The sequence below is a fragment of the Idiomarina seosinensis genome, assembly GCF_044797955.1.
GTDB lineage: Bacteria > Pseudomonadota > Gammaproteobacteria > Enterobacterales > Alteromonadaceae > Idiomarina > Idiomarina seosinensis_A.
In genome coordinates this window covers 1,051,591-1,065,105 of record NZ_CP085211.1, presented here as the reverse complement: position 1 = coordinate 1,065,105, position 13,515 = coordinate 1,051,591, and the positions used below count along the sequence as shown (strand labels likewise).

Annotated in this window: 14 protein-coding genes; 3 read left to right on the top strand and 11 right to left on the bottom strand. The window is 50.0% G+C overall.

Going from position 1 to position 13,515, the window contains the following annotated elements; genetic code table 11:
- Positions 1-34: 34 nt before the first annotated feature.
- On the top strand, positions 35-1,246 hold the full coding sequence (locus LG288_RS05070; protein ID WP_404402663.1) for an EAL and HDOD domain-containing protein: 1,212 nt from the start codon (positions 35-37) through the stop codon (positions 1,244-1,246).
- 15 nt (positions 1,247-1,261) lie between these two features.
- Positions 1,262-2,614 carry an anti-phage deoxyguanosine triphosphatase gene (locus LG288_RS05065; protein ID WP_404402661.1) on the top strand — a complete coding sequence of 451 codons (1,353 nt, stop codon included), beginning with the start codon at positions 1,262-1,264 and terminating at the stop codon, positions 2,612-2,614.
- 7 nt (positions 2,615-2,621) lie between these two features.
- Here LG288_RS05065 and recA read toward each other — a convergent pair whose 3' ends face one another.
- Both recA and LG288_RS05055 read right to left on the bottom strand, forming a co-directional pair.
- Positions 2,622-3,710: a recombinase RecA gene (recA, locus tag LG288_RS05060; protein WP_404402659.1), complete on the bottom strand. Its 1,089-nt coding sequence runs from the start codon at positions 3,708-3,710 to the stop codon at positions 2,622-2,624.
- Between the two features lie 65 nt (positions 3,711-3,775).
- Positions 3,776-4,276: a CinA family protein gene (locus LG288_RS05055; protein ID WP_404402657.1), complete on the bottom strand. Its 501-nt coding sequence runs from the start codon at positions 4,274-4,276 to the stop codon at positions 3,776-3,778.
- A gap of 40 nt (positions 4,277-4,316) precedes the next feature.
- On the opposite strand from LG288_RS05055, the gene mutS reads away from it, so the two are divergent.
- A complete protein-coding gene (mutS, locus tag LG288_RS05050) occupies positions 4,317-6,908 on the top strand; it encodes a DNA mismatch repair protein MutS (protein WP_404403036.1) in 2,592 nt (863 codons plus the stop codon).
- Positions 6,909-6,913: 5 nt separating this feature from the next.
- Here the strand turns inward: mutS and rpoS are convergent, their stop codons facing one another.
- The 9 genes from rpoS to ftsB all read right to left on the bottom strand — a co-directional run bounded on the left by rpoS (position 6,914) and on the right by ftsB (position 13,418).
- A complete protein-coding gene (gene rpoS, locus LG288_RS05045; protein ID WP_404402655.1) occupies positions 6,914-7,918 on the bottom strand; it encodes an RNA polymerase sigma factor RpoS in 1,005 nt (334 codons plus the stop codon).
- 81 nt (positions 7,919-7,999) lie between these two features.
- On the bottom strand, positions 8,000-8,938 hold the full coding sequence (locus LG288_RS05040; RefSeq protein WP_404402653.1) for a peptidoglycan DD-metalloendopeptidase family protein: 939 nt from the start codon (positions 8,936-8,938) through the stop codon (positions 8,000-8,002).
- Positions 8,939-8,947: 9 nt separating this feature from the next.
- Positions 8,948-9,535 (bottom strand): YqaA family protein, encoded by a 588-nt coding sequence (locus LG288_RS05035; RefSeq protein WP_404402651.1) that lies wholly within the window; start codon positions 9,533-9,535, stop codon positions 8,948-8,950.
- On the bottom strand, positions 9,532-10,167 hold the full coding sequence (locus LG288_RS05030; protein ID WP_404403034.1) for a protein-L-isoaspartate(D-aspartate) O-methyltransferase: 636 nt from the start codon (positions 10,165-10,167) through the stop codon (positions 9,532-9,534). The genes LG288_RS05035 and LG288_RS05030 overlap by 4 nt, the downstream gene beginning before the upstream one ends.
- Complete coding sequence (gene surE, locus LG288_RS05025; protein WP_404402649.1) at positions 10,167-10,919, bottom strand: 5'/3'-nucleotidase SurE; 753 nt, start codon at positions 10,917-10,919, stop codon at positions 10,167-10,169. Before surE ends, LG288_RS05030 begins: the two co-directional genes overlap by 1 nt.
- Positions 10,897-11,934 (bottom strand): tRNA pseudouridine(13) synthase TruD, encoded by a 1,038-nt coding sequence (gene truD, locus LG288_RS05020; RefSeq protein WP_404402647.1) that lies wholly within the window; start codon positions 11,932-11,934, stop codon positions 10,897-10,899. Before truD ends, surE begins: the two co-directional genes overlap by 23 nt.
- Positions 11,931-12,425 carry a 2-C-methyl-D-erythritol 2,4-cyclodiphosphate synthase gene (gene ispF, locus LG288_RS05015; RefSeq protein ID WP_404402645.1) on the bottom strand — a complete coding sequence of 165 codons (495 nt, stop codon included), beginning with the start codon at positions 12,423-12,425 and terminating at the stop codon, positions 11,931-11,933. The genes truD and ispF overlap by 4 nt, the downstream gene beginning before the upstream one ends.
- Before the next feature lie 14 nt (positions 12,426-12,439).
- On the bottom strand, positions 12,440-13,132 hold the full coding sequence (gene ispD / locus LG288_RS05010) for a 2-C-methyl-D-erythritol 4-phosphate cytidylyltransferase (protein WP_404402643.1): 693 nt from the start codon (positions 13,130-13,132) through the stop codon (positions 12,440-12,442).
- The gene (gene ftsB, locus LG288_RS05005) at positions 13,125-13,418 is read right to left on the bottom strand and encodes a cell division protein FtsB (protein ID WP_404402641.1); all 294 of its coding nucleotides are present in this window, start codon (positions 13,416-13,418) and stop codon (positions 13,125-13,127) included. Before ftsB ends, ispD begins: the two co-directional genes overlap by 8 nt.
- Positions 13,419-13,515 lie beyond the last annotated feature (97 nt).

Genomic DNA, 13,515 nt, shown 5'->3' with positions numbered 1-13,515 from the left:
TAACATGAAACCATAACTCTCATAAGGATCGCTGGTGGATTTCTACATTGCCCGACAGCCTATTCTGGACACGGAAAAGAAACTTTTCGCCTATGAGTTACTGTTTCGCGACGGTTTTAACAACGCTTTTCCAAAGATTGATTCTAACGAAGCTACTCAGCGTCTGATAGAGAACGGTGAGTTTAGCAGCGGATTTAAGTCAATTACTGCTAATTATAAAGCTTTTATCAATTTTACCGAACACGCAATCTTAAAAGGATTGCCGGAGTTGCTGCCCAAAAATGATATTGTGATTGAGTTATTAGAAACTGTCACCCCTAGTGAAGCAGTTTTAGCGGCGGTCAAACAGCTAAAATCCGAGGGTTATATTCTTGCTCTGGATGATTTTGAATACTATTCCGACTGGGATCCTTTTTTGCCCTTTATTGATATCATCAAGCTGGATTTTCGTGCTCTGACGGAAAAGCAGATAAGACAGCAAATGGCTTATCGCAGTTCGTTTTCAGGCGTTTACTTAGCTGAGAAAATCGAGACTTACGAAGAGTTTCATCAGGCCCGCGAGCTGGGCTTCGGTTACTTTCAGGGATACTTTTTTGCCCGCCCGGAAGTTTTAAAGCGCAAGTCACTGCCAGTTTCTCATAAAATATATCTTGAGTTGCTCGAGACCCTGTCTAACCCCGACTACGACCCTGACTATGTGGCTCGTCTGGTCGAACACGACGCAGGGATTTCTTATAAATTACTGCGCTTTGTTAACTCGGCTTTTTTCTCACGACGGTCACAAATCAACTCGCTGAAACAGGCGGTAGTTCGGTTGGGGCAGGCAGAGATTCGTAAATTCCTGGCTATCATCGCGACGGCCTCGCTAGGCGAACAAAAACCGAATGAGTTGCTTCGCCTATTAATGACCCGGGCCAAGTTTTGTGAGCAGTTAGCCCGCAGTAATGTGCGTTACGGCGCCGATCCCGATACCGCGTTTTTAATCGGACTGCTATCAAAACTTGATGCGTTAATGGATGATGATTTGCCTTATTTGCTGAATTACATTGCTGCCAGCGATGTAATTTGCAAAGCGCTGTTGGAAAAAAGAGGCCCGATTGCATTTTTTATCGGCACCTCTGAAGCCCTGGAACAGGCACACTGGGAAGCGGTCACTAATGCCTCGACAAAATTAAAGCTTGAGGAACGAAAGCTAATGCAGCTGTACCACGGTGCTGCCAACTGGGCCATCAATCTGTCAAGCTAGGGCCAGGAGGCCATAATGCAAGAAACCGAAGTATGGCTTGAAAGACAACAGCGAGCCACAATAAAAAGCCAGCGTAGCGGGGATACCCGCAGCCCTTTTCAGCGCGATAAAGCCCGCATTTTACACTCGGCCGCTTTTCGCCGTCTGCAGGCTAAAACTCAGGTAATGTACGTCGGCATGCACGATTTTCCGCGTACCCGCTTAACCCACTCACTAGAGGCCAGCCAGATAGGTAGCAGTCTGGTAGTTCACTTTAATTACCACCAGTCCCAATTAGCACAGACACTTGAGTTGTCGGAGTCCTTAATTGAATCGCTGTGTCTGGCACACGACATTGGTCATCCACCATACGGTCACGGTGGCGAAATCGCATTAAACTATATGATGCGCAACCACGGCAGCTTCGAAGGCAACGGCCAAACATTTCGTATTGTCACTCAACTGGAAGCCTATACCGCCGAAGCCGGCATGAATCTGTGCCGGCGCACATTACTGGGGCTACTTAAATACCCGGTGACCATGCCAGTTATCCAGCGCAGCCGACTACCTAATGACGTAAGTGATTTTCGACATCTGCCAACAAGGGACTGGCTTCCCGCTAAGGCTCTCTATCAGGATGATGAAGAAGCCTTGTCCTGGGTTCTGAGTCCCCTTAGCCAGACCGACCGGCAGCAATTGCAAGGTCTTGAGCCAGTGCCGTCTGCGTCTCAACATGGCCGTAGCCAATTCAAAAGTGTTGATGCCTCGATTATGGAGCTGGCCGATGATATTGCCTACGGTGTACACGATTTAGAAGATGCCATCGTATTAGGGCTTATTCGCCGGGAGCTATGGCTGGAACAAATGTTTCCGTTATTAGAAAGTCTGCAGACCGAACTGCCGGATTTAAATGCGACTCAGTTAACCGACCAGTTATTTTCGACTCAGCATTATCAGCGCAAACAAGCTATCGGTGAGCTGGTTAACCGTTTACTGACCTCAGCACAGCTGGTGGCCTATCAGCAGAACTTTGACCAGCCTTTATTACAATATAAAGCCTGTTTAGGCGAGCCACAGCAGCAGTTGCTGGATGCTTTAAAACGTTTTATTTTTAAGTTCGTTATCCGTAAACCCGAAATGCAGATACAGGAGTTTAAAGGTCAGCAGATTGTTATGGAAATTTTTGATGCCCTGGCCGTTGATCCGGAACGCCTGTTACCCGAAAACACGAAACAACGTTACTTGCTTGAACAACAGCGAATCGCTGAAAACAAAAAAGGTAATCCACAACGAGTGATTGCGGATTACCTTTCAGGGATGACCGATGCGTATGCGGCTAAATTACATCAGGAAATGTTTTCTGTTCATTCCCCGATGCGCATGAGTTAGCAAAAGCTTAGGTTAACGGCAGATCATCATCAGAACCGGCCTTGCTTTTGCTGCTTTTTTTCGCCGCTTCAGCCTCAGCTTGTCTATCTTCTTTGGTTTTTTTGACCGGCTTAGCCAGCAGCAGTTCACGTAAGCGGCCTTCAAGCTCATTAGCAATCTTAGGGTTTTCCTGCATGAACTTCATAGAGTTTGCCTTACCCTGGCCAATTTTGTCACCATTGTAGCTGTACCAGGCACCGGCTTTATCTACCATTTTGTGTTTTACACCCAGATCGATCAGTTCACCTTCTTTGGAGATACCGCGACCGTATAAAATTTGAAAGTTGGCTTCTTTAAAAGGTGGCGCCACTTTATTTTTCACTACTTTAACCCGAGTTTCGTTACCAACCACCTCATCACCTTCTTTCAATGCGCCGGTACGGCGAATATCAAGCCTTACTGACGAGTAAAACTTAAGTGCGTTACCGCCAGTGGTGGTTTCCGGGTTGCCAAACATCACACCAATTTTCATGCGAATTTGGTTGATGAAAATACACATGCTGTTGGATTTTTTAATGTTTGATGTCAATTTACGTAAAGCCTGCGACATCAAACGCGCCTGCAGACCGACGTGACTGTCGCCCATATCACCTTCGATCTCTGCTTTAGGCGTTAGCGCCGCTACGGAGTCAACAATCACCACATCGACGGCACCGGAACGAACCAGCATGTCACAAATTTCCAGTGCCTGCTCACCGGTGTCCGGTTGCGATACCAGCAAGTCGTCAACGTTAACACCCAGTGCTTCAGCATAAATCGGATCCAACGCATGTTCAGCGTCGACAAAAGCGCAGGTTTTCCCAGCTTTTTGAGCTTCTGCTATCACTTGCAATGTCAGGGTTGTTTTACCACTGGACTCAGGGCCATAAATTTCAACCACCCGCCCAAAGGGCAAGCCGCCGATACCTAGTGCTACATCAAGGCCCAGTGACCCTGTTGACACTGAGTCAATATCCATGGTCTGGTTGTCACCCAGACGCATGATGGACCCTTTACCAAACTGGCGCTCGATTTGACCAAGTGCCGCATCCAGGGCTTTTGAACGATCGTTGCTCATACGTTACTCCAACTTTTAATTACTGGTTTTATAAACAGTATACTGTATGTTTTTACAGTATCAAGCTATTGCGATACTTTTTTTATCAGCATAGTCAGCACGCAGTTAAGGGTTGCCAAACGCACCGCGGTGCGGTCCCCCTGAAACTGTTTTGCAAAGCTAATACACTGATCTGGCCCGGCAATCGCCATCCACACCAGACCGACGGGTTTATCTTCTGAGCCGCCACCGGGGCCGGCGACACCACTGACCGAAACCGCCCAGTCAGTGGCTGCGGTACGCTTTGCACCCAGTGCCATAGCTTCAACACAAGGCGCCGATACAGCTCCCTCCGCCAACGCTTGGTCCGTTACCCCCAGCCACTGTTGTTTCAGAGCATTAGTATAGACAATCAGGCCACCGCTAAACCAAGCAGAACTGCCCGTTACTTCAGTTAATAAATAACCGATGCCACCGCCAGTACAGGATTCGGCTGTGGCAACCGTCTGTTTTTTAGCACTAAGAAGCTGACCCAGCTCGCCCGCTTCTTTAACTAGTTGCGCCCAGTTTTGTTGGCTTGTTATCATACCCGTCGTACCCTCTTCATAAGATAAATAAAGTATGCCAGTGTCTGCTTCCTCTGAACAGAAGATCCCATCACACACACCCATGATGCAGCAATATCTGCGGATAAAAGCAGAACATGATGACATGCTGTTGTTTTACCGGATGGGTGATTTTTACGAACTTTTCTTTGATGATGCCAAACGGGCAGCAGAATTACTGGATATTTCGCTAACCCAGCGCGGGGTCAGTAATGGCGAGCCCATCCCAATGGCTGGAGTACCCTACCATGCCGCCGAAAATTATCTCGCGCGGTTAGTTAGTAAAGGTCAGTCCGTTGCCATCTGTGAGCAAATTGGTGATCCGGCTACCAGCAAGGGACCTGTTGAGCGAAAAGTAGTGCGCATCCTGACGCCGGGAACAATTACCGATGAGTCATTGCTGAGCGAACGCCAGCAGAACTTGCTGGTAGCCCTTGGCCCGCTTAAACAGGGGTTCAGTATCGCTATTCTGGAGCTGAGCAGCGGTCGTTTCTGGCTAACTCAAGCCAATACCCGCGAGCAGCTAGCCGCAGAGCTGCAACGCATACAGCCGGCTGAGTTACTGTATCCCGAAGGTCTGGACCTGAGCCAGTTGCCCCTTGCTCAAACTCGTTGCTGCCGCAGGGCAGGCTGGGAGTTTGATGTGGATACCGCCCTGGGGTTATTACTGCGGCAGTTTGACACGGGCCATTTGCAGGGCTTCGGCCTGCAGGATAATGATCCCTTAATCGGCGCGGCCGGGGCTATCCTTCATTACGTGCAGGAAACCCAGAAAGCAGCTTTGCCCCACATTCGCTCTTTATTACGTGAGCCGCCGGACGACGCTATTATCCTGGATGCAGCAACACGCCGCAATTTGGAATTACAGCACAGCTTTTCGGCCGCTAATACCCATTTAGCCGCAGTACTGGATGAAACTGTGTCGGCCATGGGTAGCCGTAACTTTCAACGCTGGCTGCAACGCCCAGTCCGGCAGCAATCGCTACTACAGCAACGTTACGATGCAGTTGACTATCTTCTGCAGCACGACAACTACCTGCCACTGCAGGATAAGCTAAAACAACTGGCCGATATTGAGCGTATCGTTGCCCGTATCGGGCTGCGCAGTGCACGACCCCGTGATTTTGCACGCTTGCGCGATAGTCTGGCGTTATTACCGGAACTGACCGCAGACTGTCAGGCGCAGGCATTAACCTTTATTAATCAGCGACTGCACGATTTTCAACAGCTGCAACATCTGCTGCAGCAGGCAATCATTGAACAACCTCCGGTGCTAATCCGCGATGGCGGCGTATTGGCTGAAGGCTACGATGAAGAACTGGACCAGCTGCGTTCGCTGGCATCCGGTGCCAGTGACTACCTTCAACAGCTGGAACAACGAGAGCGGGAACGAACCGGCATTGCCACCCTAAAAGTGGGCTTTAATAAAGTCCATGGTTATTTTATCGAAGTGTCCCGTAATGCATCCGGTGATATCCCGGCGGACTATCAGCGCCGGCAGACGCTCAAAAACACTGAACGCTACATCATTACCGAATTAAAGCAGCACGAGGATAAAGTGCTGACGGCACAGTCTCGCTCGCTAGCCCGGGAAAAATGGCTATACGAACAGTTATTTGATCACTGCCTTCCCTGGTTAGCCGAGCTGCAACAAAGCGCTACTGCGCTGGCTGAACTGGATACACTGGCGGCCTTTGCCAAGCTGGCCAGTTTACAAAATTACTGCCGACCTCAGTTAAGCGCAGAAAACAATGTTCTGTGTCTGCAGCAATCTCGGCATCCGGTTATTGAGCGTTTAAGCGAAAAACCCTTTATTGCCAACGACATTGAACTGTCTCCTGAACGTCGCATGCTGATGATCACTGGTCCCAATATGGGCGGAAAATCAACTTACATGCGCCAGGCAGCGTTGATTGTCATCCTCGCTCATATGGGTTGTTTTGTCCCTGCTAAGTCCGCTGTTATCGGTCAGTTCGACCGTATTTTTACCCGCATTGGGGCTGCCGATGACATTGCTTCGGGTCGCTCAACCTTTATGGTCGAGATGACGGAAACGGCGAATATCTTACATAATGCCAGTGCCGAGAGTCTGGTACTGATGGATGAAATTGGCCGCGGTACTTCTACCTATGACGGGCTGTCACTGGCCTGGGCTGTGGCAGAACAGCTGGCTCATGAGTGCGGTTGCCTGACTCTGTTTGCTACTCATTACTTTGAATTAACGGAACTGGCCGAGCAGCTTACTGCGACGGCTAATATTCATGTCGAAGCACAGCAACATAACGACAGTATCGTTTTTCTGCACCGCGTTGCAGAAGGATCGGCTAATCAAAGTTTCGGACTCCAGGTGGCTGCCTTAGCCGGCGTTCCGGCCGGGGTCATTAAGGCGGCACGGCTGAAACTGAATGAACTGGAACAGGACGCAGCAAGCGGTCAGCGCAGCCTGCCCTTACCTGACCCTGAATCCAAATCTATACCTGATAACAATGCGCCAAGCAGTGCAATAGTTGCGGGGGGAGAGCTAGCAGCGCAACTGGCCGAACTTGATGTCGACCAGTTGACTGCAAAACAGGCGTTAGACCTGCTGTATGAGTGGAAGAACCGTTATAACTGAGGCCCTTACTCTTCTGAGAATAAGGATTCCAGATTTAGGCCACGTTGCTTCAGCAGGTCCTTCAGGCGGCGTAATGCCTCGACCTGTATTTGACGGACACGCTCACGGGTCAGGCCAATTTCATGACCCACATCTTCCAGCGTCGAGGGCTCATAGCCCAGAAGCCCGAAACGACGTGCCAGCACTTCTTTTTGTTTGCTGCTGAGCACGTCCAGCCATTCGGTAATGCTTTGTTTTAGATCGCTGTTTTGTATAACATTGGCCGGATCGGTGTCGTTATCATCAGTCAACATATCCAGCAATACTTTATCACCATCGCCGCCCATGGGGACATCGACCGAACTCACCCGCTCATTCAGACGCAGCATTTTGGTAATATCTTCTACCGGCTTATCAAGGCTTTCAGCAATATCTTCTGCGGTTGGCTCATGATCCAGTTTATGCGCCAGCTCACGCGCCGCACGCAAGTAAACATTCAGTTCTTTTACCACATGAATCGGCAGGCGAATGGTACGCGTTTGATTCATGATGGCACGCTCGATGGTTTGCCGGATCCACCAGGTAGCATAGGTGGAAAAACGAAAACCGCGCTCGGGATCAAATTTTTCCACCGCGCGGATCAGGCCTAGATTGCCTTCCTCAACTAAGTCCAGCAACGCTAAACCGCGATTGGAATAGCGCCGGGCGATTTTAACCACCAACCGCAGGTTGCTTTCAATCATCCGGCGACGAGCAGCTTCATCACCTTTTAAGGCACGCCGCGAGTAATACACCTCATCGGCTGCGCTGAGTAAAGGAGAAAAGCCAATTTCTCCCAAGTACAATTGGGTAGCGTCCATTTTACGCTGGTATTGATTGCCCGAGGCCAGCGCTTCACTTAATTCAAGCTCTTCTTCCTCAGCATGGCGGGTTGCTTTACCCTCTTGCGCCGTGGACTCGGCCGGTTTCTCTTTTTCCGCTTCTGTTATATTCTCTGCTTCGTCTTCGAGCTCTGGTTTGATCTGACTCATATTACCATCTCCTTGCTGCTCATCCGTAACGGGCAATTGCTATCGCCCTTCGCAATATAACAACTTATCAGACTGCTAAACTCAACGTGAGTTTGGCAGATAATGGCGCGGGTTGACTGACTTTCCACGGAACCGAACCTCGAAATGCAGCTTCACGCGCTGCGTTCCTGAGTCACCCATTTCGGCGATTACTTGTCCCGCTTCAACCCACTGTTGCTCCGCCACCAGCACCCGATGATTGTGGGCATACGCCGTTATAAAATCATCGTTATGCTTTAAAATGACTAACTGACCAAAACCACGCAGTGCGTTACCAACATAAACCACTTTACCCGCTGCGGCCGCGGCTACCGGATCACCGAGCTTCCCGGAAAAGTCCAGCCCTTTATTACCGGGTTCGGCTAAGGAAAAGTCGGCTATCACCTCACCTTTAACGGGCCACTGCCAGGCTATGTCTTTACTGTCACGCATGGACTTAGACTTGGCTTTAGCTGCCGCCGGCTGTGCCTTTGTGTTCTTTGTGTTCTTTGCTAACCTCGGCTTTGGCTTATTAGTTGGTTGTTTTGCAACCGTTTTTTCAGTCTCTTCATTTTGACGATACGCGTTCTTTGCGGACTTATCAACGGTTGTGTTTAGATCTTTTGCCGAGGATGAAGCGATATTTTTATTCTTTTTAGTATTTACAACAGAGGTTGTCGGCTGCGATTGCAGCACATTATCGACCAGCCTCAGCTGTTGTCCGGGATAAATGGTATAGGGTTCCTGTAACTGATTTATACGGGCTAAATCAGCCACATTCAAATTGGCTCGAAAGGCGATGGTATACAGTGTTTCACCTTTTTTCACCGTGTAACGGGAAGCGTTTTTAAGTGAGTTTGGCTGGTAATCACGGTAGTCTTTACCGGTGTATAATTCCTCTACCGGAGCCGGTGTCGAGCGGCTGCAGCCAACCAGGATCAGCAATGTCAGACCGATAAGCAACAGTCTGTTACTGTGATTCAGCTGTCGGCCGCTATCCATCCCACATCCTTATCGCTGCCATAGGTATAAAAGATAACCCAGCAGCGCAGCGATGACTACCGCCCAGCCTATTCGGTCGACATAAGTGCGTAACTTCACGGCCATCGTCGGGCCACCGGTTTTCAGTAGCCAGGCAACGAGGTAAAAACGTAACCCACGGCTAATAGCTGAGGCAATCACAAAGGGAAAAAACGCCATCTGCATGACCCCGGCCGTGACCGTAAATAATTTATAGGGAACCGGAGAAAAGCCGGCAATAAAAACCACCCAAATGCCATAGTCACTGAACCAGACAGACACCTGCTGCAGTTTATCTTCGTAGCCAAGAGCTTCAACCGCCGGAATCACAATGGCGTCGTAGGCCCAATAGCCGAGAAAATAACCCAGCACACCGCCGGCGACTGAAGCCACTGTGGTAATGCCAGCAAGTCGCCACGCCCGTTGCGGCTGTGTCATTGACATGGGCGCTAACATGACGTCGGGTGGAATAGGAAATATTACTGACTCGGTAAAGCTAATTATAGCCAGTAGCCACTCCGCTCTGGGATGCTGGGTCCAGCGTAAAACAGCATCATAAAGCCTTGAAAATAACTTCACAGCAGCTCTCCTTTTACCAGCGGTACAAACCGGACGTCACCAATACGCTGCTGTTCGATCTGTTCACCAAATCGGCGCAGTACGGTCAGCGTCTGCTGTTCACTACCCACAGGAATAATCATTACCCCACCGTCGGCCAGTTGTTCCACCAGTGCGCGCGGCACTTCGGTTGCTGCAGCAGTAACAATGATCCCGTCAAAAGGAGCCTTACTGCGCCAACCCTCCCAGCCGTCACCATGGCGCATGGCCACATTGTGCAAGTCCAGATTACGTAACCGGCGTTTTGCCTGGTACTGTAACTGAGCGATACGTTCAATACTAAAAACTTTATCTATCAGCTGCGCCAAAATCGCGGTCTGATAACCAGAACCCGTGCCAACCTCCAGCACTCGGTGGCAGTCATGCTGCATTAATAACTGGGTCATAGTGGCGACCATCAGCGGCTGCGAAATGGTCTGCCCGTTACCGATGGGCAGCGCAGTATTCTCAAACGCTTTATGCGCCAATGATTCAGGCATAAAAAGTTGCCGCGGTGTCTGTTCAATAGCCGCCAGCACTTGCTCGTTACTGATACCGGCCTGACGTAGTATCTGCCCCAGTTTACGGGCTGCGCCCGATGTCGAGAGGCCCATCATTGCTCTGTTGATAACCAGTCGTTAAGGGTATCCTGGTGTCGCTTTGCAGTCATGTCCAGGCTTAATGGGGTAATTGATACATAGCCCTCATGGATAGCCGTAAAATCGGTATCCGGGGCATCGTCACTATGGTGCCCGATAGGTCCATACCAAAATATTTCACGGCCAAAGGGATCACGGTCATGCACCATAGTCTCAGCGCGGTGCCGGCGGCCTAAGCGGGTAACCCGCGTTCCTTTAATTTGTTCGTAAGTGGTATAAGGAACATTAATGTTGAGCACCGTGTCCAGTCGCAAAGGATCCTTTTCCATTGCAGCAATCAGTTCGGCCACTACCCGGCCTGCGGTATCATAATGGTCATGACCTCGACCACCCATAGATACGGCAATAGCCGGCAACCCTTTAAAACGCCCTTCCATCGCCGCCGCAACCGTACCTGAATACAAGACGTCGTCGCCCATATTGGGGCTGTCATTGATACCTGACACCACCAGATCCACTTCGTCGGCAAATGGTGAGTTGGTTCCCAGGTGAACACAGTCGGTCGGTGTTCCGTTAAGTGAATAAAAACCGTTATCCAGCTGCTGCAAACGCAAAGGGTTATGCAGGGTTAAAGAGTTAGAAGCACCGCTGCAGTTGCGATCAGGTGCAATAACCCGGACATCGGCGACTTCTTTTAGTGCGTTATACAGCGCATGTATGCCCGGCGCATGAACACCATCATCGTTACTCAACAGAATCTTCATCATTTTCAGTCACCGTTAAATCAATTAGTTCATTAATACAGGTGGTCGCAAAACTACCTGTGGGTAAAGTAAATTCAATGGTCGCATCGACGCCCTGCCAACTTAATGAAGGACGTTGTAAATGCAGTAAATAGGGGCGCCGTGATGCCTTTAACCGGACTTTGGCAAAATCCTCGATCCAGTCGGCGTACTCTGTTAACTGTTGTAGTTCAAATTCCCGCGCCGTGTCCGCTACCTTTCCCACGCCATCTTCGCCCGGCATTGGGCAGGTTAGCTGAATATCGCCCTCGGCCAGTCGAGCCACTAAGTCAGCGTCCCATTGTGAAACCGTGAATACCGACTGAGAGCCACGCAACATCACACAGTCTCCCGGCAAAGGTTCACTGTCATGTAAGTTAAAGCGTGCGTTAGCCACGTGATTGAATAAATAAGAGCGCATAGCCGACAGCCACAGGCTGCGTTTAGCTTTCGACAATTTGCCGGGTTTATCCGCAGCAATCCACTGGCGCGCCGCAGTAATGTTTTGCCCGTGATGCCCAAAGCGCTGACTGCCAAAATAATTAATCGTACCCTGCTGACATAAATTCAGCCAATTTTGCTCAAATTGCTGCGGGTCTTTAACCTCACGCAAGCGGATGACAAACTGATTGGCTTTGTGAAAACCCAGCTTAAGCTTCTTGCTGCGGCGCAGCACTTGCTTCACTTCGACACCGCTGGGGCTAAACTGAGACCAGTCAAGCAGTGGCTTACCCGGCAGTTGCACCGAAAACCACTGCCAGGTTACGGCATTGCGATCTTTAAGACCCGAGTAACTGACCTGACGCGGGTGAACGCCAGCAAACTTTGCCAGCTGTTCGGCCACAAAGCGGGTATTAGCTCCCGTTTTTTTTACCCATAACCACTGGTGTTCGCCCTCTCCTTCATCGTTCACCTGTAGCTCTTCACGCACCTGAAAGTCTTCAGGTTGTTGCTTGAAAAGTGCCCGGGTCAGCTTTTTGTTGCGGTAACTTAAGGTCATTGTGCAGACTCGCTTAGTGAAGCCATCAACACCACGCAATGACAGGCAATACCTTCCTCACGGCCAACAAAACCTAATTTTTCGGTGGTCGTTGCTTTAACGTTAATGGCACTGATACTCACACCCAGGCCCTGAGCGATGGCTTGCCGCATGCTTTCAATGTGGGGAGCCATTTTAGGAGCCTGAGCCACAATGGTAATGTCGGCATTACTTAACTGATAACCTTCATCCTGCGCCAGCGCGGCGCTGTGCTGCAACATCTGCATGCTGTCTGCATTACGGTAACGGGGGTCGGTATCCGGAAAATGTTGACCAATATCACCAAGTGCAACGGCTCCAAGGAGAGCATCGGTCAACGCATGCAGTACAACATCACCGTCAGAGTGGGCCAGCAGCCCAATAGTGTGCGGGACTTCTACACCCGCCAGACGCAATGGCTTATCTGAGCCCCACTTATGAACATCGTAACCGTGTCCAATGCGAATCGACATGCGGTAAATCTCCTTTATTGAGGGGATGGTTTTAACAAGGCGGTCATCAGTTCCAAATCTTCCGGATGCGTAACCTTTAGATTTTTTAATGAACCCATCACCAGTTTGGGGTGATAGCCCAGACACTCCATTGCTGCGGCCTCGTCAGTTAAACTGTCATGAGTTATGCCCATCTCACTTATCGCATCGGCCAGTAAGCCAACAGCAAAAACTTGCGGGGTTTGTGCCTGCCATAGACCGTCACGGCTAACCTGGGTGGAAACAATTTGGTGGTCAGGCTCGCTGCGCTTAAGCGAATCGCGCACCGGCATAGCAACAATGGCTCCGTTGTCATCGACCGTGCCGGCATCGATAACAGCGCTTAACACATCAGCCGGCAAACCGGGCCTTGCCGCATCATGGACCACCACATGACTGAAACCCTGCGTCATAGCATGCAAAACTCCGGACAAAACTGACTCTGCCCGCGTTTGACCGCCCTGTACGAAGGAAACATCAGCAGAAGCTGAGGGGATTGGTTGCTTATTATCAGTATTAATCGCCACAAAGACATGCTCAACCCGCTTATCCTGTAGTACCGCCGCAATACTGTGCTGTAACATTGTCTGACCATTTATCTGTAAAAATTGCTTAGCCACTGTTGTCTGCATACGGCTACCCTGACCGGCAGCCGGTAAAACTGCAGCAATGCGCTGTGGGTTAGTCATCGATGGGCATCCTTTCACTGGGCAAAATGCGGAAAAAAATCTCGTCTTTTTTGATCATGCCAAGCTCGTTACGCGCGCGCTCTTCCAACGCCTCTTCGCCTTTGCGAAGATTTTCGATGTCGGCATAAAGCACTTTGTTACGACGCTCAAGGCTTTGATTGGTTTGCTGCTGCTTTTCGACCTCTTGCTGTAATCGCCAATAGTCCGGCAGGCTGTTTTTTCCAAACCATAACCGGTATTGTAACGCGACAAAAACAGTCAACAGCAGCATTATCACCACTCGCATGGTCTGCTCCATTATTGTTATTGTTGTTATTATGAAGAGTTATCCCCGAACTGAAAAGGCCGGCGGGATGTTTTTATTGATAACCACTGGTTTAAGG